Here is a 23,083-nt window from a genome sequence, read left to right as displayed (position 1 = left end):
CCTATGCCGTCTCGGCCGGGGCGGGCGCGCGCGCGGCGCCCTCGGGGCCGGACGCATGCGCCGCGCCGGGCCGGGTGTGCGGGCGGCGCAGGCGCTCGGTCGCCTGAGCCAGCGCCGCGACGGCGATCTCGGCCGGGGTGCGCGCGCCCACGTCAAGGCCCACGGGCGCGTCGATGCGTGCGATCTCGTCATCCGAGAAGCCCGCCGCGCGCAGGCGCTCGACGCGCTTGGCATGGGTTTTGCGCGAGCCGAGGCAGCCCAGATAGAACACATCCGAGCGCAGCGCGCGGCGGATCGCGGGATCGTCCAGCTTGGGATCGTGCGTCAGCGTCACCACCGCCGTGCGCGCATCGAGCCCCAGCGCGTCGATCGCCTCGTCGGGCCAGGCGCGCACGATCCGCTCGCCCGGAAAGCGGGCCTCGGCGGCGAAGGCGTCGCGCGGGTCGATCAGGGTCACGTCATAGCCGGCCAGCCTCGCCATCGGCGCCAGGGCCTGGGCGATGTGCACCGCGCCGACCACGATCATGCGCAGCGGCGGGTTGTGGATGTTGATGAACCACTCCTCGCCCTCGACGACGGCGAAGCCCGAGCGGTCGGCGCGCATCCCCTCGCGCACCGCCTCGCCCAGCGGCGTGCCGCAGGCCGCGTCGAGCAGAAGGCGGCTCCAGTCCGAAGGGGCCACCACATAGGCGATCGGCCGGCGCGCCGCCCGCGCCGCGGCCAGATCGCGCAGCAGCGCCGCGTCGGGCCCCTGCCCCACGCCGATCGGCTCGACCAGAACGCGGATCGTTCCGCCGCAGGCCAGGCCGACGGCGAAGGCGTCCTCGTCCGAGACGCCGAACTCCAGCACCCGGCAGCGGCCGTCCTGCATGGCCTCGAGCGCCTCGGCCGCGACCGCCCCCTCGACGCAGCCGCCCGAGACCGAGCCCATCAGCTCGGCCTCGGAAGAGACGGCCAGCTGGCTGCCCACCGGGCGCGGCGCGCTGCCCCAGGTCTCGATCACGGTGGCCAGCGCGGCGCCCTTGCCGGCGTCGATCCAGCCCAGCGCCGCTTCGATGATGTCGTCATGGCTGGCGGACATTGGCCCGATCCTCGCGTTGCGGCGCGCATCCTTGCGCCCACCTTCACTATGGCCCCGGCGCCGAGCCGTTTCCACCCCTCACAAAGGCCGATGGCGCGCGGGCCGCGATCAGTCCTGCAGCAGCTTCATCAGCCGCCGCTTGTCGCCCTGGTCGTCGGCGCGCGTCAGCGCGTCGGCAAGGTCGGTCAGGCTGTCGAGATTGTGGCAGGCGCGGAAGCTGTCCACATGCGGCAGCAGCGCGCGCACGCCGCCGGCCTTGGGCGCGAAGCCCTCCCAGCGCAGCAGCGGGTTGAGCCAGATCAGCTTGCGGCACGACAGGCGCAGCCGCTCGGCCTCGCGCGCCAGGCGGTCGGGATCGTCGCGGTCCAGCCCGTCGGTGATCAGCAGCACCACCGCCCCCTGCCCCAGAACGCGGCGCGACCAGTCGCGGTTGAAGGCGTGCAAACACTCGCCGATGCGCGTGCCGCCTTCCCAATCCCGGGCCTCGGCGCCGGCGGCGTTCAGCGCCGCGTCCACGTCGCGCTGGCGCAGGTGGCGGGTGATGTTGGTCAGCCGCGTGCCGAAGGTGAAGCTGTGCACCTTGGCCCAGCCGGCGCCGCGCGCGTTCGAGGCCGCGTGCAGAAAGTGCAGCAACATGCGGCTGTAGGAGGACATCGAGCCCGAGATGTCGCACAGCGCCACCAGATTGGGCCAGCGCGTGCGGCGCGCGCGCATCTTCAGCGCGCGCACGTCGCCGCCATGGCGCATCGCGTCGCGCATGGTCGCGCGCCAGTCGGGCCCGCGCCCGCGCGCCGAGGGCCGCGTGCGCCGCGAGGCCAGCGGCTTGACCGGCAGTTCGAGCCGCGCGATGGCCGCGCGCGCGCGCGCCTGCTCGGCGGCGGTCATCTGCTCGAAATCCATCTGCCGCAGCTTCTCGTCGGCCGAGAAGGTCAGGCGCGCGTCGATCTGGATCTCGGCCTCGTCCTTCTCATCGACGGCCGGCGGCGGCGGCGCCTCGGCGCCGGCCAGCAGCGCCTCGGCGGCGCGGCGCTCGGCGTCCCTGGGCTTGTGCGGCTCGGCCGCCCCGCGGACCATGGGCATGAGCAGCGACATCATGTGCTCGAGAAACTGCGGGTCGCGCCAGAACAGGCGGAAGGTCTGCGCGAAGACCTGTCGGTGCTCGGGGCGGCTGACGAAGCAGGCGTGCAGCGTCCAGAAGAAATCGGCGCGGCTCGAGAAGCCCGCCGCCTCGACCGCGCGCACCGCGTCCACCACGCGGCCAGGCCCCACCGGCACGCCCGCCGCGCGCAGCGCCCGCGCGAAATGCAGGATGTTGTGCGCCAGCTTACCGTCCTCGGGCAGCGGCAGATCCGCGTAGGTCGCCACTTACGCCGGCTCCAGCTTGCGCTTGGCCTCGTCCAGCAGGCGCTGCGCCTCGGATCCCTGGATCCTGGCGATGTCGTCCTGATACTTGAGGATCGTGCCCAGCGTGTCCGAGATGACCTGCGGGCTCAGCGCCACCACGTCCAGCGCCACCAGCGCCTTGGCCCAGTCGATGGTCTCGGCCACGCCGGGCTTCTTGAACAGATCCTCGGTGCGCAGCGTCTGGATGAAGGCCACCACCTGGCGCGACAGCTCTTCCTGCGCCTCGGGCGCGCGGGCGCGCAGGATCTGCAGCTCGCGCTCGAAATCGGGATAGTCCACCCAGTGATAAAGGCAGCGGCGCTTGAGCGCGTCGTGGATCTCGCGCGTGCGGTTCGAGGTCAGGATGACGATGGGCGGCGTCTCGGCCTTGATCGTGCCCAGCTCGGGGATCGTGACCTGGAAATCCGACAGCGCCTCGAGCAGGAAGGCCTCGAAGGGCTCGTCCGTGCGGTCGAGCTCGTCGATCAGCAGCACCGGCGCGCCGCCCGGCTGCGGGCGCATGGCCTGAAGCAGCGGCCGCTCGATCAGGAACCGGGACGAGAACAGCTCTTCGGTCAGCGCCTCGCGATCCTCGGTCCCCACCGCCTCGGCGGTGCGGATGGCGACCATCTGCGCGGGAAAGTTCCACTCGTAGACCGCCGAGGCCGCATCCAGCCCCTCGTAGCACTGCAGGCGGATGAGCCGGCGCTCGAGCGCCGCCGACAGGGCCTTGGCGATCTCGGTCTTGCCCACGCCCGCCTCGCCCTCGAGCAGGAGCGGCCGCCCCAGCTTCAGCGCCAGGAACACCACGGTGCTCAGCGCCCGGTCGGCGACGTAGCCGACCTCGGCCAGCATGCGCTGGGTTTCGTCGATCGAGGCGGGAAGTGCGGCGGCCTTGGTCACGGCGGGCTCCTTGTTCATGCGTGCACACAATGGAAGGGCTTGCCGGCGCAAAATCAACCCCTGCCAAGGCGCCGGTCGACGTCAGAGCATGAGCGCGCCCGCAAGCCCCAGGAAGGCGAAGAAGCCCACCACGTCCGTCACCGTGGTGACGAAGGTGCCCGAGGCCAGGGCCGGATCGGCGCCCAGCTTGTCGAGCCCGATCGGGATCAGGATGCCCGCCAGCGCCGCCGCCACCAGGTTGATGACCATCGCCGCCGCCAGCACCAGCCCCAGCGTCGGATCGCCATACCAGATCAGCCCCACCCCCGAGACGATGACCGCGAAGGCAAGGCCGTTGGCCAGGCCCACCAGCGCCTCGCGGCGAATGATTCGCCATGCGTTGGCCGGCGTCAGGTCGCGCGTGGCCAGCGCGCGCACCGCCACCGTCAGCGTCTGCGTGCCCGCGTTGCCGCCCATCGAGGCGACGATGGGCATGAGCACCGCCAGCGCCACGATCTGCTCGATCACCCGGTCGAACTGCGCGATCACGATCGAGGCGAGAATGGCCGTGAGCAGGTTGACGAACAGCCACGGAAAGCGCGCCTTGGCGGTTTCGAACACGCTGTCGGACAGCTCCTCGTCGCCGACGCCGGCCAGCAGCTTGAGGTCCTCTTCCGCCTCGTCGTCGATCAGCTCGGCCGCGTCCTCGAACTCGATCACGCCCACAAGGCGGCCGTCCGCATCGACCACCGGCGCGGTCAGCATGCGGTATTTCTGGAAGGCGTAGGCCACGTCCTCGACCGAGGTGTCGGCCTTGAGGACGTGCATCTCCTCGCGCTTGATGTCCTCGAGGCGGGTCGCGCGCGGGGCGGCCATGATGCGCGACAGCGGCACCAGCCCCACCGGCTCGACCTTGGGATCGATCAGAACCACGTCGTGGAAATCGTCGGGCAGCTCCTCGGCCTCGCGCATGGCGTCGATCATCTGCCCGACCGTCCAGAACGGCGGCGCGGTGACGATCTCGTGCCGCGCAAGGCGGCCGGCCGTGTCCTCGGGATAGGTCAGCGACTTTTCGACCGCCACGCGCTCGACCGGGTCCAGCGCCTGCAGGACGCGCGCCTTCTCGTCCTCGTCCAGATCCTCGACCAGATAGACGACGTCGTCGGCGTCCAGTTCCTTGACCGCGGCGGCCAGATCCTCGGGCGCCATGGCCTCGAGCACCTCGTCGCGCACGCCCTCTTCCAGCTCGGTCAGGGCGTAGGGGTCCAGATCGCGGCCCAGCACGCGCACCAGCATCGCGCGCTCGTCCGCGTCCAGCTGCTCGAGCAGGTCGGCAAGGTCGGCCTCGTGCAGCGGCTCGACCAGTTCCAGAACGCGCTCGCGCGCGCCCTGCTCCAGCGCCTCGCGCACCGCCTGGACAAGATCGGCGTCAAGCTCGAAGGCCGAGGCGCCCTCGTGGTCCTGCGCGTCGTCGGCTGCCATGGTCCGGTCCTTTCGTCGTTGTGCGGGGCGGTGGAGAATCGGACGGCGCCGCGGCGCCGGGCCGCTTCGCGCCGACCACGGATAACGCAGCCCGCCCCCCCTTGAAAAGCGCGCGCGCCGCCCGAGGGCGGATTTACACGACTGCAAGGGCGTGCCGGTCATGTTATCGGTCGAAAGGGCGGTTCGCTGGGGCGCGCCGATCGCGCCCGAAGCGCAAGGGGAGATGCGGAACATGAACGGTGAGCGGATGGCAAGCGACCGGCGGGCCGCGCCGGGCGCGGTCCTGGCGGAGCTGTCGCCCGGCGAGCTGCTCGACAGGATGACGATTCACGAGCTGCGCGCCGCGCGCCTGCCCGGCGCCGCCCAGCGCGCCGTGGCCGGGCGCCGGCTGGCCGCGCTGACCGAGGCGCGCCACGCCGCCCTGCCCGACACGCCCGAGATCGAGGCGCTGATCGCCGAGCTGCGCGAGGTGAACGAGGATCTGTGGGAGCTGGAGAACGACCTGCGCGCCTTCGACGCGCGCGGCGATTTCGGAGCCGGCTTCGTGGCCCTGGCGCGCGCCGCGCTGGCGCTGCGCGATCGGCGCGCCGAGCTGATCCGGCGCGCCGACGAACTGGCCGGCGCCGGCCCCGGCATCGGCAAGTTCTACCGCGGCTGAGCGCGCCGCGCGCGCGCCAGCGCATCCTCGATCTGGGCCGCCAGCGCAACCCGCTCTTCGGGGCTGAGAAAGGCGCCAAGCTCGATCACGCGGCCGCCCCCTTCCAGCGTCAGGTAATTCTCGGGGCGCCCCTCGGGGTGCAGGCGCAGCTTGACCCAGTAGGGATTGGCGCTCCAGCGCAGCACGCGCCCGTCCGGCTCGCGGCGCTCGACCTCGATCACGTCGGGCCACAGGCGCAACGTCTCGGTCAGCCGGCCGTCGCGGTAGTTGCGCCGGATCATCAGCCACAACAGCGCCAGCGCGCCCAGCGCGAAGGGCGCCAGCCCCGCCGCCACGGGCGTGCCCGCCAGCGGGATGAAGGGCAGCGCCATCATCGCCGCCGCCCCCCCCATCACCCAGCGGAAGCCGCGGGACGAGAGCGAGCGGTTGGGCCACAGCCGCGCCTCGTAAAGCGGGGGGTCCTGACGGCGAACGGCCGGGGAATCCCCGGCCGCCGCATGAATTGGGCTCTGTCGCGCCATGGCGTCAGTGCGCGTGCTGCTTGTCCCACATGTCGGGGGTGGGCAGCGTCTCGAAGGTATGCTCGGGCGGCGGGTTGGGCAGCGTCCACTCGAGCGTGTCGGCATGCTCGCCCCAATAAGCCTTCTCGGTCACGCGCTTGCCGTAGAACACGGTGTAGATCACGATGCCGAAGAAGAACACGAAGGACAGGCCCGACAGGAAGGCGCCGTAGGAGGACACCTCGTTCCACTTGGCGAAGGCCTCGGGGTAGTCGATGTAGCGGCGCGGCATGCCGTCCCGGCCCAGGAAGTGCTGCGGGAAGAAGGTCAGGTTCGCGCCGATGAACATCAGCCAGAAGTGCAGCTTGCCGGCCCATTCCGGATACTGGCGGCCCGACATCTTGCCGATCCAGTAGTAGATGCCGGCGAAGATGCAGAACACCGCGCCCAGGCTCATCACGTAGTGGAAGTGGGCCACCACGTAGTAGGTGTCGTGATAGTAGCGGTCCACGCCCGCCTGGCTGAGCACCACGCCCGTCACGCCGCCGACGGTGAACAGGAACAGGAAGCCCATGGCGAAGAGCATGGGCGTCTTGAAGCTGATCGAGCCGCCCCACATGGTCGCGATCCACGAGAAGATCTTGATGCCCGTGGGCACCGCGATGACCATGGTCGCCAGCATGAAGTAGGCCTGCTGGGTGTGGCTCATGCCGACCGTGTACATGTGGTGCGCCCACACGACGAAGCCCAGCACGCCGATCGCCACCATCGCGTAGACCATCGCCAGGTAGCCGAAGATCGGCTTCTTGGAGAAGGTCGAGATCACGTGGCTGATGATGCCGAAGCCCGGCACGATGATCATGTAGACCTCGGGGTGGCCGAAGAACCACAACAGGTGCTGATACAGGATCGGATCGCCGCCGCCGGACGGATCGAAGAAGGTGGTGCCGAAGTTGCGGTCCGTCAGCAGCATGGTGATGGCGCCCGCCAGAACGGGCAGCGACAGCAGGATCAGCCAGGCGGTGACGAAGATCGACCAGGCGAAGAGCGGCGTCTTGTGCAGCGTCATGCCCGGGGCGCGCATGTTCAGGAAGGTGGTGATCATGTTGATCGCGCCCAGGATCGACGAGGCGCCCGAGACGTGCACCGCGAAGATCGCCAGATCCATCGAGTAGCCGCCCTCAAGCGTGGACAGCGGCGCATACAGCACCCAGCCCACGCCCGAGCCCAGCTGGTCGTTGCCGCCGGGGCTGACCACCGACAGCACCGCCAGAGCCGAGCCGGCGACGTACATCCAGTAGCTGAGGTTGTTCATGCGCGGGAAGGCCATGTCCGGCGCGCCGATCATCAGCGGCATGAAGTAGTTGCCGAAGCCGCCGAAAAGCGCCGGGATCACCACGAAGAACATCATCAGGATGCCGTGCGCGGTGATCATCACGTTCCACAGATGGCCGTTCGGGGTCACCCCGTCTTCCATCAGCATGTATTGCACGCCCGGCTCCATGAGCTCGAGCCGCATGTACATGGTGAACGCCACCGAGATCAGCCCCAGCACCGCCGAGGTGATCAGGTAAAGAATTCCGATGTCCTTGTGGTTCGTCGATAGGAACCAGCGCGTGAAGAACCCCGGCCTGGGGTGTTCGTCATGCGCATGAACCGCTGCGTCGGCCATGTGTGCACTCCTGCCGCATCTGAACGTGCAACCCCTGCGCCGCGGGGCGAGGGGGCTTCGTGGTCTGGGTTTAACCGCCCGCAGGGTTTCGGACAACAACAGTTCGCGCCCGAAACCCTTCATGCGGCCAAAGGCCCCGCCCGCCCGAGGCGGGGCCGGCCCGCCTCACTTGGCGACCGAGGCCAGATAGGCCGCGATGTCCTCGCCGCCCTTGCTGAGCTTGAACGACATCTTCGACTTGGCCGACTTGTCGCCCAGATACTCCTGAAGGAAGCCCTTGGGGTCCGCCACATACTGGGCCAGCAGCGCCTCGTCCCAGACCAGGCCCTTCTCGCCCGCGGCCTTCAGATCGTCGCCATAGCGGAAGCCCTCGACCGAGCCCGCCTTGCGCCCGATCACACCGTAAAGGTTGGGGCCGGTCTTGCCGCCCTTCTGGATCACCTCGTCGCCATTGGAGATGGCGTGGCAGGCCTTGCACTTCTTGTACAGCTTCTCGCCCGCGGCGGGGTCGCCGGCCAGAGCGGCCGTGCCGAGCGAGGCCGAAAGCGCGAGGCCCGCCAGGGCGGTCAGAACGCGAAAGCTCATTCTTCTCTCCTTGCTAGCCGGCGCCTGAGGGACGCCGGAACTGGCTGTTTCGTGTCGCAATGATAGCGCCCCGCGCCGAAAATGGCAGGGACGTTTCGTCACGCCTCGGCGCCGAACACCTGCGCGAAGGCGTCGCGCAGGGCCATGTCCACCTCGGCCATGCCGACGCACACGCCCAGGTCCCAAAGGCTGGTCACCCCATGGCCGCGGATGCCGCAGGGCACGATGCCCTCGAAATGCGACAGGTCCGGGTCCACGTTCAGCGCCGCCCCATGATAGGAGACCCAGCGGCGCAGGCGCACGCCGATGGCGGCGATCTTGTCCTCGGCCGGGGCGCCGTCGGGGCCGGGCGCCTTGTCGGGCCGGCGCACCCACACGCCGACGCGGCCCTCGCGCCGCTCTCCGACCACGTTGAAGGCGGCGAGGGTGCGAATCAGCCACTCCTCCAGAGACCAGACGAATCGGCGCACGTCGCGCCCGCGCCGGTCGAGGTCCAGCATCGCATAGGCCACCCGCTGGCCCGGCCCGTGATAGGTGTATTGGCCCCCGCGGCGCACCTGGTGCACCGGAAAGCGGTCCGGGGCGATCAGATCCTCGGGGCGGGCGCTGGTCCCGGCGGTGTAGAGCGGCGGATGCTCGAGCAGCCACACGCATTCGGGCGCGCCCCGATCGCGAATCGCCGCGGCGCGCGCCTCCATGAATTCCAGCGCGTCCTGATAGGGAACCGGCTCGTCAGATATGCGCCACTCGACCATCTCGTCCCCTTCGCGTGGCCCCCGCGGCCCCCTGCAGCCTCCATGCGTGCTAGCCCCCGCGCGGGCGCGATTCAAGACCGCGCGGAAAATGCCCGCAAGGCGCGGCGCGCCTCTTCACAAAGCCGAGTCGCCTTGATATATCGCGCCCCACGGCACGATGCGGTCGTGGCGGAATTGGTAGACGCGCAGCGTTGAGGTCGCTGTGGGGTAAAACCCGTGGAAGTTCGAGTCTTCTCGACCGCACCATCTCCCGCAAGGCGGGAAACCCGTGAAAACGCCCCGCTTCGGGGCGTTTTTCCTTTTCGCTCGAACCGATGCGAGGGCGCCCGCCGATGAACCGGCCGACGCAAAGCTGGGACGTCGTCATTCTGGGCGCAGGCGCGGCGGGAATGATGTGCGCGATCGAGGCGGCGCGGCGCGGCCGGCGCACGCTGGCGCTGGATCACGCCCGCGCCCCGGGCGAGAAGATCCGCATCTCGGGCGGCGGGCGCTGCAACTTCACCAATCTCAACGCCGCGCCGCACGCCTATCTGTCCGAAAACCCGCGCTTTTGCGTCTCGGCGCTGCGCCGCTTCACCGCCCGCGACTTCGTCGCGCGCGTCGACCGGCGCGGCATCCCCTGGCACGAGAAGAAGCTGGGCCAGCTGTTCTGCGACCGCAGCGCGCGCGACATCGTCGCGATGCTGACCGACGACATGCGCGAGGCCGGCGCCGAGCTGCGCCTTGGCGCGCAGGTCGGCGACGCGCGGGCGGTCGAGGGCGGCTTCGCCCTGCAGGTCGACGGGCAGGAGCTGCGCGCTCGGCGCCTGGTGCTGGCCTGCGGCGGCAAGTCGATCCCCAAGATGGGCGCCACCGATTTCGCCCTGCGCCTGGCGCGGCGCTTCGGGCTGCGCGTCACGCCCACGCGGCCGGGGCTGGTTCCGTTGACCTTCGACGCCGCCGCGCTGGCCCGGACGGCGCCCCTGTCCGGGGTCTCGGTCGAGGCCGAGGCCGCCTGCGGCAAGACCGCCTTTCGCGAGGCGCTGCTCTTCACCCATCGCGGCCTCAGCGGCCCGGCGATCCTTCAGATCTCGTCCTACTGGCGCGAGGGCGACGCGCTGCGCATCGACCTCGCCCCCGGCGCCGAGCTGTTCGACGCGCTGCGCCAGGCCCGCGCGCAGGGCGGGCGGCGCAGCGCCGCGGCGGTCCTGGCCGAGCACATGCCCCGCCGCCTTGCGCGCTTCGTCGCCGAAGGCGCCGGCCTGGCCGAGGCGCCGCTCGCCGCCCTGCCCGATCGCAGCCTGCGCGCGCTGGCCGAGGCGGTCCACGCCTGGCGCGTCAAGCCGGTCGGCTCGGAAGGCTGGCGCACGGCCGAGGTGATGCTGGGCGGCGTCGACACCCGCGATCTCGACTCGCGCACCATGGAGGCGCGCGCCGTCCCCGGCCTGCATGTGATCGGCGAGGCGGCCGACGTCACCGGCTGGCTGGGCGGCTACAACTTCCAGTGGGCCTGGTCCAGCGGCTGGGCCGCGGGCCAGGCCGTGTGAGGGCGATCGGCCGGGGGGCGCCTGGCCACGCGCGATCGCCCGAGGGCGACTGGCCAAGCGCGACTGGCCGAGGGCGACAGGTCGGGGCGACGGCCCGAGGCGGCGAGGGCGCGAAGGCGCCGGCCGCGCGCTCGCCCCCGCAGCCAGCCTCGCAGTCAGCCCCGCAGTCAGCCGCGCGCGCGCGCCGCGCCGGGGGCGGCCCCCTCTTCCGTCTCGGCCGAGGGCTCGGACGCCGGCGGCAGCGCGCCCGCGGCCGGACGGCCGGGCAGCGCGTCGGGAAGCTCGTCGTAATCGAGGCCGAGCGATTTTTGCGTGCGCGCGCCCAGCTCCTTGAGCTTGTCGATCTGCCCCAGCGCATTGCCGCGGCCGCGCGCCAGCTTGTCCAGCGCCTGCCCATGCGCCGCCTGCGCCTTGTCCAGATGCGCGCCGACCTTCTTCAGATCCTCGACGAAGCCGGCCAGCTTGTCGTAGAGCAGCCCGGCGCGGCGGGCGATCTCGTCCGCGTTGCGGTTGCGCCGCTCGGCCTGCCAGACGTTCTCGACCGTGCGCAGCGTCATCATCAGCGTGGTCGGCGTGGCGATCATCACGTGCTTTTCCGCCGCGTAGGCGGTCAGGTCGGGGCGCGCGCGCAACGCCTCGGCCAGCGCCCCCTCGACGGGCATGAACATCACCACGTAATTCGCCGCGCCATCGTCCAGCGCGTGGTATTCCTTGGACGAGAGCAGATCCACATGCCGGCGGATCGAGGCCGCGTGCGCGTCCAGCGCCTTCTTGCGCTCGGCCTCGTCCTCGGCCGACATGGCGCGCTCATAGGCCAGCAGCGAAACCTTGCTGTCGATCACCAGGCGCCGGTCGCCGGGCAGCAGCACCACCACGTCCGGGCGCAGGGCGCGGCCCTCGTCGTCGCGATGGCCGGGCTGGAGCAGGTATTCCTCGCCCTCGCGCAGACCCGAGCGTTCGAGCAGCGAGGACAGCACCATCTCGCCCCAGGCGCCGGCGGCGCGGTTGTCGCCCTTGAGCGCGCGGGCCAGATTCTCGGCCTCTTTCGACACCTTTTCCGAACGCGCGGTCAGCGAGCGGATCTCGGCGGCGAGGGCCGCGCGCTCCTTGGCGGCGTCGCCATGGGCCTCGCGCAGCTGCTTCTCGAAGGCGCCCAGATTCTGCCGCAGCGGCGCCAGCACGGCCTCGAGGCGCTCCTGATGCGCGCGCGTCAGATCCTCGCCCTGCGCGCGCACCACCTGCTCGGCCAGCAGCTTGAACTCCTTGGTCATGGCGTCGCGCGCCTGCTGCAGCAGGGTCAGCTTTTCCTGCGCGGCAAGGCGCTCCTGCTCGGCGGCGGCGCGCTGGGCGGCCAGCTCGCGCCGCGCCGCCTCGAGCTCGGCGCGCAGCTCGTCGACGCGGGTCTCGGCGGCGGCCAGGCGCTCGGCCAGCTCGGCGCGGCGCTGGGCCTGGTCGGCTTCGGCGCGCGCGCGCTCTTCGGTCAGCCGCTCGACCGCGGCGGCGGCGGCGGCGGCCTCGGCGCGCGACTCGCTCAGCCTTTCGCGCAGCTCGGCGGCCTCGGTCTCGGCCTGCGCCAGGCGGCGCAGCTCGGCCTGCGCGACCTCATGCGCGGCCTCGAGCTGGCCGAGCCGCGCGCGCAGCTCGCCCGGCTCGTTCGCGCGCCCGCGCGCCCAGAACAGCGCGGCCAGCAGGCCGAGAAGGGCGAGAATGGTGACGAGAACAAGAACTTCCTGCATATTTCAGAGCCTTGAGGGACGAACTTCAGAAAATCCCGGCGTCACTCCCGATACTCGGGCGGCGGGGGCGCGGGTTCGGCCCCCCATGGCGCCGCGACCACGGCCGAGATCGCGTTCTTGGGCGAGCCGTCGATCAGCCGGTCGGAATATGTCAGATATATCAGCGTATTGCGCGCCGGATCGTAGAATCGCACCACCTGCAGCGTCTTGAAGACCAGCGAGGTGCGCTTGCGGAACACCTGCTCGCCCGCCTCGAGCGGCGCAAGATAACGGATCGGCCCCGTCTGACGGCAGGCGATCGAGGCGTCCGAGGTGTCCTCGGCCACGCCCAGCGCGCCGGACAGCCCGCCCTTGCGCGCGCGCGAGACGAAGCAGCTGACCCCCTGGACCTTGGGATCGTCGAAGGCCTCGACCACCACCTTGTGATTGGGCCCGATCAGCTTGAAGGCGGTCGAGACCTCGCCGATCTGCTCGGCGCGCGCGCCCGCGGCGGCGCAGGTCAGGGCGGCGAGGGCAAGAGCGGCGCGACGCATGGCAAGGCCTCCCGGCTGCGGACGCCCGGCAGCGGCGCCCGCCCCGGTTGAAGCAGAGGCGCGGTCCCGAGGCAAGGGGCGCCGCGCGCCCCGGCTCGCCCGCGCCGGCGCCCGCCCCCGGGATGTCGCGCAAGAGCGCGTCGGCGCGACGAAAAGGGGCGCAGCCGAAGCTGCGCCCCTGCATCCGATGGCCGCCTGTTCGGGCCGTCAGCGCTTCGAGAACTGGAAGCTGCGGCGGGCCTTGCGCTTGCCATACTTCTTGCGCTCGACCACGCGCGGGTCGCGGGTCAGGAAGCCCGCGGCCTTGAGCGCGGGGCGCAGCGCCGGGTCATACAGCGACAGCGCCTTCGAGATGCCGTGCTTGACCGCGCCGGCCTGGCCCGACAGGCCGCCGCCCTTGACGGTGGCCATCACGTCGAACTGGCCGTCCACATTGGCCACCTGGAAGGCCTGGCGGATGACCATCTGCAGCACCGGGCGCGCGAAATAGACGTCCATGGGCTTGCCGTTGACCACCACCTTGCCCGAGCCGGGGCGGACCCAGACGCGGGCCACGGCGTCCTTGCGCTTGCCGGTGGCGTAGGAGCGGCCCAGCTCGTCGCGCACGGGCTCGCGCGGGGTCGGAGCGGCCTGGGCCGGGGCCTCGGCGCCGGCGACGGCGTCCTTCAGCTCGTCGAGCGATTTGATCTCGTCGGTCATGTTCAGGCGCTCCGGGTGTTCTTCTTGTTGAGGGACTTCACGTCCAGAACTTCGGGCTGCTGAGCCTCGTGCGGATGCTCGGCGCCCGCGTAGATGCGCAGGTTGGTCAGCTGCTTGCGCGACAGCGGGCCGCCCGGCAGCATGCGCTGCACGGCCTTGAAGAGCACGCGCTCGGGGTGCGCGCCCTCGAGGATCTGGGCCGCGGTGCGCGACTTGATGCCGCCCGGGTGCCCGGTGTGCCAGTAATAGGTCTTGTTGGCGCGCTTGACGCCCGTCAGCTGCACCTTGTCGGCGTTGATGACGATGACGTTGTCGCCCATGTCCATGTGCGGCGTGAAGCTGGGCTTGTGCTTGCCGCGCAGACGCATGGCGATGATCGAGGCCAGACGCCCCAGGACAACGCCCTCCGCGTCGATGACGACCCACTTCTTCTCGATGTCGGCCGGCTTGGCGGAATAGGTTTTCATGGTCTTTCCGTCCATTGGGTTTGGGCGCGAGCGCCCGCGAAACGATCGAGGGCGCCGCCTGCTTGGCCGGCCGCGCCCGGATGGCGTCGTTGTAAGGATTTCGCGGCGCAAGTCAATCGCGTTCGCCGCGGTTTTTCGCCCGTGATTCAATGGCTTGACATGTGGGGTATTCTATTACCCCACATTTTCGCCGCGCCCTGGCGGAATCGCGTAGGTCAGCGCCGCATGCGCCGCCGGTTCGGACGCGCCCTCGGACCAGATCGTGGCGTCGCCCACGCTCAGGAGCTTGCCCAGCTTGAGGATGCGCGCCTCGCACACAAGCGCGCCCGGCGCCGGCTTGCGCATGAAGTTGATTGAGCAGTTCGTCGTCACCGTCAGCGCCACGCGCCCGATCATGGCCAGCGTCGCCACGTAGAAGGCGCAGTCGGCCAGGGTGAACAGCGTCGGCCCCGAAACCGTGCCGCCCGGGCGCAGATGCTCGGGGCCGGTAAGCATGCGCACGCGCGCGCGCATCGGCGCGATCTCGTCGATCTCGAACAGATGGGCGGTCTGGGGAAAGACCTCGATCAGATAGTCCTTCACCTCGGCGGCGGTCATCGCGGGCTGGCGCATGGGCGGCCTCCTTTCGGGGTCGTTGGGCGTTCCATCTGGCGCAAGCGCGGCGCGCGGCGCAAGCCCCCGCCGTTCCGCAGGCCGGAACATCGTTGCGCAATCTTCATGACAGCGCGCGCGCCGCCGCGCTACCCTGCCGCGGCGGCGCCGCCCCGGCGCGCCGCCACTCAGGAGGAGAAACGCCATGACCATCAACCTGCGCGCGGGCGCGCGCGCCGCCGCGCTCGGCGCCGCGCTGGCCGTCGCCCAAGGAGCCGCCCCCGCCGCGGCCGCCGAGGACATGACCGCAAGCCACGACAACCGCATCGACCTGATCCGCCCCGACGCGCCCGAACTGGCCGCCCCCGGCCCCTTCCGCATCGGCGTGCGCACGCTGAACGTGGTCAATCCGGGCCAGCTCGACATCCTCAACGTCAAGGACGGGGCGCGCCCCACCTATGACCGCCCGCTGACGCTCGAGGTCTGGTATCCGGCCGCCGACGACGCGCCCCAGGGCGGAACCTACGACGTCATCCTGCGCGACGGCGAACGCCATGCCATCATCCGCGGCCGCGCGGCGCGCGACGCCGCCCCCTCGGACAAGGGCCCCTTCCCGGTGGTGATCGTCTCGCACGGCTATCCGGGCAACCGCTACCTGCTCGGCCACCTGGCCGAGAACCTGGCGACCAAGGGCTATGTCGTTGTCTCGATCGACCACACCGACAGCATGTATCACGACAAGGCCGCCTTCGGCTCGACGCTGGTCAACCGGCCCCTCGACCAGAAGTTCGCGTTGGACGAGATCGCGCGCCGCGCGGCGGGCGACGGATTTCTGGCCGGGCTGGCCGACGCCGAAAACGCCGGACTGGTCGGCTATTCGATGGGCGCCTACGGCGCGGTCATCAGCGCCGGCGGCGGCGTCGCGCAGACCGGCATCGACCATGCCTGGGGCGCGCCCGACGGCACGCTGGCCATCCACAAGGCCGGCTCGCAAAGCCACGAGGCGCTGATCGACCCGCGCCTGAAGGCCGTGATCGCCATCGCCCCATGGGGCTGGAACTACGGCTTCTGGGACGATGCAGGCCTGGCAGGGGTGCGCAAGCCGATCCTTTACGTCGCCGGCTCGGCCGACGACGTGTCGGGCTACGATCCCGGGGTCAAGACCATGTTCGAACGCTCGACCGGCGCGGATCGCTGGCTGCTGACCTTCCAGAACGCCAACCACAACGCCGCCGCCCCCATGCCCGCCCCGATCGAGAGCTGGGAGCCCTCGGACAAGATCGACTTCCCGCCCTTCGAACACTACGCCGACGCGGTCTGGGACACGGTGCGCATGAACAACATCCTGCAGCACTTCGCCACCGCGTGGTTCGACTGGCGGCTGAAGGGCGACGAAGGCCGCGCCGCCTATCTGGACCTGGTCCCCGTCGCCGCCGAGGGCGTCTGGGCGCTGGACGAAGAGGGCAAGCCCAAGCCCGAGCACAGCTACTGGAAGGGTTTTCGCAAGCGCACCGCCGTCGGGCTGGAGCTGCGCCACCTGGCCAAGGGCGCGCGCTGAGCGCGCCGTCCGCCGGGAACCCGAGGCTGCGGGCCGCCATCCGATGGGTGGCGGCCTTTTCCGACTGAAACGCTACGACATGCCTTGTTGTTCCCGATTGTTTTGATATGGATTTGCCCCGCGATTCCCGCGCAAGAACGAACGGAGCATTCCCATGACCCGCGCATCCCTTCTCGCCCTGCTCGCCCTCGCCCCCGCGGCCGCGCTGGCCTCTGGCCCGGGCGAAAAGCACCCCGAAGGCCCCGCATATCTCGAGGGCGGCGTGCTGACCTACGAGGTGTTCGAAAGCGCCGTCGAACACGCCGACCTCGACTCCTGCCCCGCCGAATTCGACCCCGAGGCCGTGTTCTGCCGCCTGACCCTGGCCGCCGACGGCGCGAACGTGTTCGTCTTCTCGCTCGAGGGGGACCAGCCGCTGCTGGCGGTCAAGCGCTACGAGCTGAACGACGGCTTCCTGCCCTTCTGATCCGCGTTCCCTCCGCGGCGGGCGCGCGCTAGGCTGCGCGCGCCCACAAGGAGGACAGGGATGACCATACTCATTCGCGAAGACGAGGGCGGCGTCGCCATGCTCACCCTCAACCGCCCCGAGGCCCTCAACGCCCTCAGCGAGGCCATGCTGACGGCGCTGCAGGCCCAGCTCGACGCCATCGCCGTCGACCCCAAGGTGCGCGTCGTGATCATCCGCGGCGCCGGCAAGGCCTTCTGCGCCGGCCATGACCTGCGCGAGATGCAGGCCGCGCGCCAGGCCCCCGACGGCGGCCGCGCCTACTACAACGCTCTGTTCGCCCAATGCGCGCGCATGATGACCTCGATCACCCGCCTGCCCCAGCCCGTCATCGCCGAGGTCCACGGCATCGCCACCGCCGCAGGCTGCCAGCTGGTCGCCACATGCGATCTGGCCGTGGCGGCGCAGACGGCGCGCTTCGGGGTCAACGGGGTGAATATCGGGCTGTTCTGCTCGACCCCCATGGTCGCGCTGACGCGCAACGTGCCCGCCAAGAAGGCGTTCGAGATGCTGGTGACGGGCGAGTTCATCGACGCCGAAGAGGCGCGGCGCATCGGCCTGATCAACCGCATCGCCCCCGAGGGCGAGCAGGGCGCGGCGGCGCGCGCGCTGGCCGAGGTCATCGCCGCCAAGCTGCCGGTGGCGGTGCGCACGGGCAAGTCGGCCTTCTACACCCAGGCCGAGATGCCGCTCGAGGCCGCCTACGCCTATGCCGGACGGGTGATGGCCGAGAACATGATCCATCGCGACACGGCCGAGGGCGTCGAGGCCTTCCTGCAGAAGCGGCCGCCGCAATGGCCCGCGTGATCCGCGCCGCGGCGCTGGCCGCGGTCATGGCGGCGGCGGCGGGCGGCGCTGGGGCCGCGCCCGCCATCGTCGTCGCCGAAGGCGGGCTGAAGGCGCGCATCGACGCAACCGACACGCTGGCCGGGGCGCCCGATCTGATGGCGTTGCTCGACGAGGAAAACGCCGCCATCCTGGCCGAAGCGCGCGCCCGCGCCGCCGAGCCCGGCGCCGCCCCGATCAGCCTGCGCATCACGCTTGCGCCCGCGCATGTCGGCCCGCGCTTCGCCTCGGCGCTGCGGACGGTCGCGCTGCAGCCCGCCGCCGGCCCGGCCGAGCTGTTTCTCGACCCGATCAGCTGGGACCGCGCGACGGGGCGCATGCTCCGCCTCGACGCGCTGCTCGCGCCCGGACGGCCCCTGCGCGAGGGGCTGGCGCGGGCGTCGCAATCGCTGCGCGCGGCCCTGGGCGCCCTGCCCGACGTCGCGCCGCAGGCGCTCGACGCGGCCACGGTTCCCGACGCGGCCGTGCTTCAGGCCTTTACCCTGGCCCCGTCCGACGCGCCGGGGCGCATCGGCGGGCTGATCTTTCACTTCGCGCCGGGCGAACTTGGCCCGGACGCGGCGGCGCGCCAGGTCGCGATCCCGCAGGCCGTCCTCGGCCCATGGCTGCGGCCCGAGCTGCGCGCGCTGTTCGCCGGCGCGCCGACGCGCGGCCCGCGCTGAGCGCGGCGCGCCCCTCAGTCGGCGACGCTGCGCAGCTGCGAGGCCGCCACCGCCAGCTTGGCGACGCTGAGCGGGCCGCCCGCGCGCAGATCCGCCGCCAGCGCCTCGGCGCGCGCGACCTGTTCGCCATGGGCCGCCGCCCAGGCGTCCACCGCCTGCGCGCCATGGCCCCCGTCGCCCGAGGCCAGGGCCGCGGCGGCGATGCGCGACTGTTCGGCCCGCAGATCGGCGATCAGACGGTTCACGGCGACCTGCTCCCAGCGATCGGCGCAGACCATCTCTCGCGCCATGGCCCGCAGCCAGTCGAGCCCCAGCCGCGCGCCGACGGCGAAATAGGTCTCGGCCACCTCGGCGACCGGCCGCCCGGCCCCGCGCGCCGCGTCGACGATGTCGAGGGCGCCGCCCAGGATGTCCAGCGCCGCCACGTCCTGCGCCAGATCGGCCGGCGCGCCCCCCTCGGCGAAGACGGCGGCGCGCTGCTCGAGCCGCTCGCGCGGGAAGCCCTGCAGAATGCCGTCGAGCGCCGCGCGGATCTCGCCCACGCCCGGCCCGAAGGCGGCGATCGCCTCGCCCAGCGGTCTTTGCGCGATGCGCTCGAGCATGGCGGGGGCCTGGGTCGCGATCATGTCCGACACGGCCATGTGCATGTCGAGCTGCGCCTTCGCGTCGGCCTTGTTGTCGAGCGCATTGATGCGCGCGCGCAGCGAGTCGACCTCGAAGATCTCGGCCGTGGCGGCGTAGGCGAGGCACACCGAGGCCAGCGGCGCGCCGGTCATCTCGGCGACGCGGGCGGCGAAGGTCGGCCCGCACTCGTTGACCACGGCGTTCGCCAGCGAGGTGGCGATGATCTCGCGCCGCAGGCGGTGGCGGCGCACCGCGTCCGCGTATCGCACGCGCAATGGCGTTGGCATGTAGGCCATGAGCCGCCCCTCGAGGAACGGATCGTCCGGCGCCGAAGAGGCCGTCAACGCATCCTTCAGCTCGATCTTTGCGTAGGCGATCAGCACCGCGATCTCGGGCCGCGTCAGCCCGCGCCCGGCGGCGGCCAGCTCGGCGGCGGCCTCGTCCGAGGGCAGGAACTCGACCTCGCGATCCAGCCGGCCAAGCGATTCCAGCCGGCGCATGAAGCGCAGATGCTCGTCCAGAAGCTGCGGCGCGCGGGCCTCGACCATCGAGATGGCCAGCGTCTGGTCGTAATTGTCGCGCAGGACCAGCGTGGCGACCTCGTCGGTCATCTCGGCCAGAAGGCGGTTGCGCTGCTTGCGCGTCAGATCGCCCGCCTCGACCACCTGATCGAGCGCGATCTTGATGTTCACCTCGTGGTCCGAGCAATCGACGCCGGCCGAGTTGTCGACCGCGTCCGTGTTGATCTTGACCCCGCGCCGCGCAAGGGCGATGCGGCCGCGCTGGGTGACGCCCAGATTGGCGCCCTCGCCGACCACGCGAACGCGCACCTCGTCCGCGCTGACGCGCACGGCGTCGTTGGCGCGGTCGCCCACCTCGGCGTCGCTTTCGCCGGGCGCCTTGACGTAGGTGCCGATGCCGCCGAACCACAGCAGATCGGCCCGCGCGCGCAGGATGCCGCGGATGACCTCGAAAGGCGTGGCGCTATCGGCGTCGATGCCCGTCAGCGCCTTCATCTGCGGCGAGAGCGGGATCGACTTGGCCGAGCGGCTGAACACCCCGCCGCCCTCGGAGATCAGCGCGCGGTCATAGTCCTGCCAGCTTGATCGCGGCAGCTCGAACAGGCGCCGACGCTCGGCATGGCTGGCGGCCGGGTCCGGGTCGGGGTCGATGAAGATGTCGCGATGGTCGAAGGCCCCGATCAGCCGGATCCGGTCGGACAGCAGCATGCCGTTGCCGAACACGTCGCCCGACATGTCGCCGCAGCCGATCACGTCGAAAGGCTCGGACTGGGTGTCGAGCCCCAGTTCGCGGAAATGGCGCTTGACCGCCTCCCAGGCGCCGCGGGCGGTGATGCCCATGGCCTTGTGGTCGTAGCCGTTCGAGCCGCCCGAGGCGAAGGCGTCGCCCAGCCAGAAGCCGCGCGCGGCGGCGACCTCGTTGGCGATGTCCGAGAAGGTGGCCGTGCCCTTGTCGGCCGCGACGACGAGATAGGGATCGTCCTGGTCGCGCCGCACCACCGCCGCGGGCGGGACGACGCGCGCGCCCTCGAGATTGTCCGTCACGTCCAGCAGCCCCTCGAGGAAGGTGCGGTAGGCGCGGATCGCCTCGGCCTGCACCTCGTCGCGCGAGCCGTTCTCGGGCAGCGCCTTGGGCAGGAAGCCGCCCTTCGAGCCCACCGGCACGATGACCGCGTTCTTGACCTGCTGCGCCTTGACCAGGCCGAGCACCTCGGTGCGGTAATCCTCCTTGCGGTCGGACCAGCGCAACCCGCCGCGGGCCACGGGGCCGTTGCGCAGGTGCACGCCCTCGACCCAGGTCGAGAAGACGAAGATCTCGCGCCACGGGCGCGGGCGCGGCAGCCCCTCGAGCCCGCCGCTGTCGAGCTTGAACGAGGTCCAGTCCTTGGGCGCGCCGTCGGGCCCGGGCTGGAACCAGTTCGTGCGCAAGCTGCGCTCGATCGCGTTGCGGAAGCGGCGCAGGATGCGGTCGACGTCAAGGCTGGGCACCTGCTCGAGCTCGGCGTCCAGCTCGGCCGAGATGCGGCGGGCCTCGGCCTCGCGCGCTTCGGCGTCCAGACCGTTCGCGGGGTCGAACAGCGTGCGGAACAGGCGCACCAGACCGCGCACGAAGGACGGGTTGGCGATCAGCGCGTCCTCCATGTACTCGATCGAATAGGGAATGCGCGCCTGGCGCAGAAAGCGCGCATAGGCGCGCAGAAGCGCCGCCTCGCGCACGTCGAGCCCCGCGCTCAGCACGAGGCGGTTGAGCCGGTCGTTGTCGACGCGCCCGCGCCAGGCGGCGTCGAACGCCCCCTCGAGCTTGCCGCGCAGCTGCGCCAGGGGAATCTCGGCCCCGTCGGCCGAAGTCATGTAGAAATCATGCACCCAGATGGGCGTCTCGCCGTCGGCGTCCTTGCGGCGCAGGCGGAAGGGCTGCTCCTCGAGGATGCGCAGGCCCATGTTCTCGAGCACCGGCAGGCAGTCGGACAGGGGCACGGATTGGCAATGGCGGTAGAGCTTGAAGCGGACTGCGTTCTCGGGGTCCTCGAGCCGCCGGTAGAAGTGCAGCGCCAGCGGCCGGTCGCGGCCGAGCCCGTCCATCTTCTCGATGTCGCCGATGGCGGCGGCGGGGGGCACGAGGTCGCGATACGCCGCCGGAAAGCCGTTCGAGAAGCGCGCATGCAGGCGCCGGCCCTCGGCCTCGCCGAAATGCTCGATCAACGCCTCGAGCAGGCGGTCGGACCACGAGCGCACCGCCTCGACGATGCGCGCCTCGATGGCGCGGACGTCGATCTGGGCGGGCGCGGCGGACAGGGCGACGACGAAATGCACGCGCGCCAGCGCCTCGGAGCCGTAATGCGGCGTCCAGGCGGCCACGCGCCCGCCCAGCTCCTCGGCCAGGATCGCGCCGATGCGCTCGCGCAGCTCGGTGTTGTAGCGGTCGCGCGGCACGTAGACGAGGCACGACATGAAGCGCCCGAAGCGATCGGGCCGCACGAACAGGCGCGTGCGCGGGCGCGTCGCCAGGTGCAGGATGCCCATGGCGATCTCGAAGAGCTGATCCTCGGTGCACTGGAAGAGCTCGTCGCGCGGGTGCGTCTCGAGCACGTTGATGAGCGCCTTGCCGTCATGGCTGTTGGGCGTGAAGCCGGCGCGCTCGATGATGCGCTGCACCTTCCCGCGCAAGAGCGGGATCTCGCGCGGCGAGCGGTTGTAGGCGGCCGAGGTGAACAGGCCGATGAAGACGCTGGCGCCCGTCACCGCGCCGCGCGCGTCGAAGGTCTTGACCGCGATCACGTCCAGATGCGCGCCGCGGTGGATGTTCGAGCGCCGGTTGGCCTTGAGGATGGCGATGGGCGACGGGTCCTCGAGAAAGCCGGTCATCTCGGGCGACCAGTGCACGAAGGCGCCGTCCTGGTCGCGCAGGATGGTGAAGTCCGGGTCGCGCATCAGCCCCAGCCCCGAATCGGGGTCGGGCGCGAAGCCGCCCTCGGGCGCCAGCAGGAAGCGCCGGTGGCCGAGGAAGGTGAAGTGATCGGCCGCGACCCATTCGAGGAACTCGAACGCCTCTTCATGCAGATCGCGCGGCGCGCGCGCGGCGGCGCGGCGCACCGCCTCGGCCTCGGCGCGAAGGGCCTCGCGCATGGGAATCCAGTCCTCGACCGCGGCGCGCAGCTGCTCGAGCATGGTTTCGAGCTCGCGCGTCAGGGCGGCCAGCGCGGCTTCGTCGGGGATCTGGTCGATCTGCACCTGGATCACCGATTCGCGCAGCGCGTCGGGCGCGCCCTCTTCCGCCAGGCCGAGCCGCTCGCCGCCCGCGTCGCGCCGCACGGTCAGCACCGGATGGATGATGCCATGGATGCCGACCCCGCGCTCGGTCAGAAGCAGCGTGACCGAGTCGACCAGGAAGGGCATGTCGTCGTTGCACAGCTCGACGATGGTGCGGCCGCTTTGCCAGCCATGCTCGGCCATGCGCGGGTTGTAGACCCGCACCTTGGCGCGGCCCGGCGCGCGGCGGCGGCAGAACTTCCACAGCGCCAGGGCGGCGCCGTAATGCTCCTCGGCCGGAAGGGACAGAACCTCGTCCGCGTCGGCCTTGGCGTAGAGAAGGGGCAGCGCCTCGACGAATTCGCCCGCCTCGGGCGCCTCGAGCCGCTCGAGCGCCATCTGGCGGATTTCCTCCAGTCGTTGGGCGAGGCGTTCGGCGGCGGCGTCGGCCATGGCGAGTTCTCCCTTCTGCGCGCCGGAAGTCGGCTGCGCCTCACGCGGTCATGCGGGCGTGGTGCGGCACGGTATCGTGCATTGGTAAACGCCTTCCAACCATGCCAGCCTTTGC

At 71.1% G+C, this 23,083-nt stretch carries 20 protein-coding genes and 1 tRNA gene; 7 read left to right on the top strand and 14 right to left on the bottom strand.

All coding sequences use genetic code 11. The features are described from left to right. Position 1 precedes the first annotated feature (1 nt). From LY05_RS13370 to mgtE, 4 genes are all read right to left on the bottom strand, one after another. Positions 2–1,081, bottom strand: a complete 1,080-nt coding sequence (locus tag LY05_RS13370; protein ID WP_072747910.1) for an XdhC family protein — start codon at positions 1,079–1,081, stop codon at positions 2–4. A gap of 108 nt (positions 1,082–1,189) precedes the next feature. Continuing rightward, complete coding sequence (locus LY05_RS13365) at positions 1,190–2,446, bottom strand: vWA domain-containing protein (RefSeq protein WP_072747909.1); 1,257 nt, start codon at positions 2,444–2,446, stop codon at positions 1,190–1,192. Next, positions 2,447–3,319 (bottom strand): AAA family ATPase, encoded by an 873-nt coding sequence (locus tag LY05_RS13360; RefSeq protein ID WP_245728528.1) that lies wholly within the window; start codon positions 3,317–3,319, stop codon positions 2,447–2,449. 129 nt (positions 3,320–3,448) lie between these two features. Next, a complete protein-coding gene (mgtE, locus tag LY05_RS13355; protein WP_148923487.1) occupies positions 3,449–4,828 on the bottom strand; it encodes a magnesium transporter in 1,380 nt (459 codons plus the stop codon). A gap of 232 nt (positions 4,829–5,060) precedes the next feature. Here mgtE and LY05_RS13350 point away from each other — a divergent pair, with 232 nt between their 5' ends. Further along, a complete protein-coding gene (locus LY05_RS13350) occupies positions 5,061–5,486 on the top strand; it encodes a hypothetical protein (protein WP_125459043.1) in 426 nt (141 codons plus the stop codon). Here LY05_RS13350 and LY05_RS13345 read toward each other — a convergent pair. The 4 genes from LY05_RS13345 to lipB form a co-directional block, all read right to left on the bottom strand. After that, entirely contained in the window at positions 5,474–6,007 is a 534-nt protein-coding gene (locus tag LY05_RS13345) for a DUF2244 domain-containing protein (RefSeq protein ID WP_148923486.1), read from the bottom strand. The genes LY05_RS13350 and LY05_RS13345 overlap by 13 nt on opposite strands. Positions 6,008–6,011: 4 nt before the next feature. Next, positions 6,012–7,658 carry a cytochrome c oxidase subunit I gene (gene ctaD, locus LY05_RS13340; protein ID WP_148923485.1) on the bottom strand — a complete coding sequence of 549 codons (1,647 nt, stop codon included), beginning with the start codon at positions 7,656–7,658 and terminating at the stop codon, positions 6,012–6,014. 165 nt (positions 7,659–7,823) lie between these two features. Continuing rightward, complete coding sequence (locus LY05_RS13335) at positions 7,824–8,243, bottom strand: c-type cytochrome (RefSeq protein WP_072747903.1); 420 nt, start codon at positions 8,241–8,243, stop codon at positions 7,824–7,826. 98 nt (positions 8,244–8,341) lie between these two features. Next, a complete protein-coding gene (lipB, locus tag LY05_RS13330; protein WP_148923484.1) occupies positions 8,342–8,998 on the bottom strand; it encodes a lipoyl(octanoyl) transferase LipB in 657 nt (218 codons plus the stop codon). A 159-nt stretch (positions 8,999–9,157) separates the two neighbouring features. On the opposite strand from lipB, the gene LY05_RS13325 reads away from it, so the two are divergent. Both LY05_RS13325 and LY05_RS13320 read left to right on the top strand, forming a co-directional pair. Continuing rightward, a tRNA-Leu gene (locus tag LY05_RS13325) sits at positions 9,158–9,244 on the top strand. 86 nt (positions 9,245–9,330) lie between these two features. Next, entirely contained in the window at positions 9,331–10,524 is a 1,194-nt protein-coding gene (locus LY05_RS13320) for a BaiN/RdsA family NAD(P)/FAD-dependent oxidoreductase (RefSeq protein WP_148923483.1), read from the top strand. Positions 10,525–10,691: 167 nt separating this feature from the next. Here LY05_RS13320 and LY05_RS13315 read toward each other — a convergent pair whose 3' ends face one another. The 5 genes from LY05_RS13315 to LY05_RS13295 all read right to left on the bottom strand — a co-directional run bounded on the left by LY05_RS13315 (position 10,692) and on the right by LY05_RS13295 (position 14,571). Then, complete coding sequence (locus tag LY05_RS13315; RefSeq protein WP_148923482.1) at positions 10,692–12,260, bottom strand: DNA recombination protein RmuC; 1,569 nt, start codon at positions 12,258–12,260, stop codon at positions 10,692–10,694. A 41-nt stretch (positions 12,261–12,301) separates the two neighbouring features. Continuing rightward, positions 12,302–12,793 (bottom strand): CreA family protein, encoded by a 492-nt coding sequence (locus tag LY05_RS13310; RefSeq protein WP_148923481.1) that lies wholly within the window; start codon positions 12,791–12,793, stop codon positions 12,302–12,304. 207 nt (positions 12,794–13,000) lie between these two features. Then, positions 13,001–13,492 carry a 30S ribosomal protein S9 gene (gene rpsI / locus LY05_RS13305; protein ID WP_072747898.1) on the bottom strand — a complete coding sequence of 164 codons (492 nt, stop codon included), beginning with the start codon at positions 13,490–13,492 and terminating at the stop codon, positions 13,001–13,003. Positions 13,493–13,494: 2 nt separating this feature from the next. Beyond that, on the bottom strand, positions 13,495–13,959 hold the full coding sequence (gene rplM, locus LY05_RS13300; protein WP_072747897.1) for a 50S ribosomal protein L13: 465 nt from the start codon (positions 13,957–13,959) through the stop codon (positions 13,495–13,497). Between the two features lie 174 nt (positions 13,960–14,133). Then, a complete protein-coding gene (locus tag LY05_RS13295) occupies positions 14,134–14,571 on the bottom strand; it encodes a PaaI family thioesterase (RefSeq protein WP_211356332.1) in 438 nt (145 codons plus the stop codon). A 184-nt stretch (positions 14,572–14,755) separates the two neighbouring features. Here LY05_RS13295 and LY05_RS13290 point away from each other — a divergent pair, with 184 nt between their 5' ends. The 4 genes from LY05_RS13290 to LY05_RS13275 all read left to right on the top strand — a co-directional run bounded on the left by LY05_RS13290 (position 14,756) and on the right by LY05_RS13275 (position 18,121). Next, positions 14,756–16,108, top strand: coding sequence for an alpha/beta hydrolase family protein (locus tag LY05_RS13290; protein ID WP_249041951.1), 1,353 nt, complete (start codon positions 14,756–14,758; stop codon positions 16,106–16,108). A 154-nt stretch (positions 16,109–16,262) separates the two neighbouring features. After that, entirely contained in the window at positions 16,263–16,574 is a 312-nt protein-coding gene (locus tag LY05_RS13285) for a hypothetical protein (RefSeq protein WP_148923480.1), read from the top strand. Between the two features lie 60 nt (positions 16,575–16,634). Next, entirely contained in the window at positions 16,635–17,420 is a 786-nt protein-coding gene (locus tag LY05_RS13280; RefSeq protein WP_148923479.1) for an enoyl-CoA hydratase, read from the top strand. Then, positions 17,408–18,121, top strand: coding sequence for an RsiV family protein (locus LY05_RS13275; protein WP_148923478.1), 714 nt, complete (start codon positions 17,408–17,410; stop codon positions 18,119–18,121). Before LY05_RS13280 ends, LY05_RS13275 begins: the two co-directional genes overlap by 13 nt. A 14-nt stretch (positions 18,122–18,135) precedes the next feature. Here the strand turns inward: LY05_RS13275 and LY05_RS13270 are convergent, their stop codons facing one another. Continuing rightward, positions 18,136–22,968: an NAD-glutamate dehydrogenase gene (locus tag LY05_RS13270; RefSeq protein WP_148923477.1), complete on the bottom strand. Its 4,833-nt coding sequence runs from the start codon at positions 22,966–22,968 to the stop codon at positions 18,136–18,138. Positions 22,969–23,083 lie beyond the last annotated feature (115 nt).

Source organism: Oceanicella actignis (genome assembly GCF_008124525.1).
Lineage (GTDB): Bacteria > Pseudomonadota > Alphaproteobacteria > Rhodobacterales > Rhodobacteraceae > Oceanicella > Oceanicella actignis.
The sequence above is the reverse complement of the archived record's forward strand: the minus strand, read 5'-3'. Positions and strand labels throughout refer to the sequence as shown.

What these genes read in the sequence shown, in the direction of transcription:
- LY05_RS13315 (WP_148923482.1), bottom strand. Translation starts at nt 12,260, where the DNA reads ATGCAGGAAGTTCTTGTTCTCGTCACCATTCTCGCCCTTCTCGGCCTG.
- LY05_RS13350 (WP_125459043.1), top strand. Translation starts at nt 5,061, where the DNA reads ATGAACGGTGAGCGGATGGCAAGCGACCGGCGGGCCGCGCCGGGCGCG.
- ctaD (WP_148923485.1), bottom strand. Translation starts at nt 7,658, where the DNA reads ATGGCCGACGCAGCGGTTCATGCGCATGACGAACACCCCAGGCCGGGG.
- mgtE (WP_148923487.1), bottom strand. Translation starts at nt 4,828, where the DNA reads ATGGCAGCCGACGACGCGCAGGACCACGAGGGCGCCTCGGCCTTCGAG.
- LY05_RS13335 (WP_072747903.1), bottom strand. Translation starts at nt 8,243, where the DNA reads ATGAGCTTTCGCGTTCTGACCGCCCTGGCGGGCCTCGCGCTTTCGGCC.
- rplM (WP_072747897.1), bottom strand. Translation starts at nt 13,959, where the DNA reads ATGAAAACCTATTCCGCCAAGCCGGCCGACATCGAGAAGAAGTGGGTC.
- LY05_RS13320 (WP_148923483.1), top strand. Translation starts at nt 9,331, where the DNA reads ATGAACCGGCCGACGCAAAGCTGGGACGTCGTCATTCTGGGCGCAGGC.
- LY05_RS13285 (WP_148923480.1), top strand. Translation starts at nt 16,263, where the DNA reads ATGACCCGCGCATCCCTTCTCGCCCTGCTCGCCCTCGCCCCCGCGGCC.
- LY05_RS13290 (WP_249041951.1), top strand. Translation starts at nt 14,756, where the DNA reads ATGACCATCAACCTGCGCGCGGGCGCGCGCGCCGCCGCGCTCGGCGCC.
- LY05_RS13370 (WP_072747910.1), bottom strand. Translation starts at nt 1,081, where the DNA reads ATGTCCGCCAGCCATGACGACATCATCGAAGCGGCGCTGGGCTGGATC.
- LY05_RS13310 (WP_148923481.1), bottom strand. Translation starts at nt 12,793, where the DNA reads ATGCGTCGCGCCGCTCTTGCCCTCGCCGCCCTGACCTGCGCCGCCGCG.
- LY05_RS13295 (WP_211356332.1), bottom strand. Translation starts at nt 14,571, where the DNA reads ATGCGCCAGCCCGCGATGACCGCCGCCGAGGTGAAGGACTATCTGATC.
- LY05_RS13275 (WP_148923478.1), top strand. Translation starts at nt 17,408, where the DNA reads ATGGCCCGCGTGATCCGCGCCGCGGCGCTGGCCGCGGTCATGGCGGCG.
- lipB (WP_148923484.1), bottom strand. Translation starts at nt 8,998, where the DNA reads ATGGTCGAGTGGCGCATATCTGACGAGCCGGTTCCCTATCAGGACGCG.
- LY05_RS13360 (WP_245728528.1), bottom strand. Translation starts at nt 3,319, where the DNA reads ATGCTGGCCGAGGTCGGCTACGTCGCCGACCGGGCGCTGAGCACCGTG.
- LY05_RS13345 (WP_148923486.1), bottom strand. Translation starts at nt 6,007, where the DNA reads ATGGCGCGACAGAGCCCAATTCATGCGGCGGCCGGGGATTCCCCGGCC.
- rpsI (WP_072747898.1), bottom strand. Translation starts at nt 13,492, where the DNA reads ATGACCGACGAGATCAAATCGCTCGACGAGCTGAAGGACGCCGTCGCC.
- LY05_RS13270 (WP_148923477.1), bottom strand. Translation starts at nt 22,968, where the DNA reads ATGGCCGACGCCGCCGCCGAACGCCTCGCCCAACGACTGGAGGAAATC.
- LY05_RS13280 (WP_148923479.1), top strand. Translation starts at nt 16,635, where the DNA reads ATGACCATACTCATTCGCGAAGACGAGGGCGGCGTCGCCATGCTCACC.